The following is a 646-nucleotide window of genomic DNA, read 5'->3' as shown; positions in this document are numbered from 1 at the left end:
TCAACTAAATAATTAACGGACTTATCAGCCCATACAGGAACATCAGGGAATTTATGAGTATCTGCTAAAATATTAGAAGAATAGGATAATATAGCTCCTGCAAGGATACCTGTTGCAATTAATTTGTGCTTCATTAAAATAAACACCTCTACCATTTTATTTATCAAATTGAGATTTTCTATTTTTATATTCACATGTTTGTAATAATAATGAAATCGTATTATCACACATTCAATTTGATGTAACGAGTATAGTTACTTATATACACAAGTGTCAATGGATGCCTTTTGCAAAAATGAATAATTTTTACATTATTTCAAATTTCCACGCTCTTATAATTGACTTATGTATAAAGTAGATTTAATAGTTAAATTCCTTTTTGGTAGTGTAAGTTTCTTGAATTTAATGCAGTGAAAACTTAAACTATCTACTAAAATTCTTGCTTTTAAATCATTTTCAATATATTATATTCATATGGTAATATAGAGAATACCGTATATAAAAAGGATTCAAATTTATAAGTTAGATTTAAATCCTTTTCCAAGATAAAAAGATTTTACCAAAACGTAATATAACTTATGCTTGTCTTTTTAATATATATCTAGCAAAAACACATTTTTTATCAATAGAATTCTGTTTTCAATAT

General features: G+C 24.8%; 1 pseudogene. It reads right to left on the bottom strand.

Going from position 1 to position 646, the window contains the following annotated elements:
- Window positions 1-134, bottom strand: a pseudogene (locus COK05_RS31195) (S-layer homology domain-containing protein); the annotation flags it as partial.
- Between the last annotated feature and the right edge of the window lie 512 nt (window positions 135-646).

The organism is Bacillus cereus, assembly GCF_002567495.1.
Lineage (GTDB): Bacteria > Bacillota > Bacilli > Bacillales > Bacillaceae_G > Bacillus_A > Bacillus_A cereus_AQ.
This window is presented reverse-complemented; position numbering and strand designations above follow the sequence as displayed.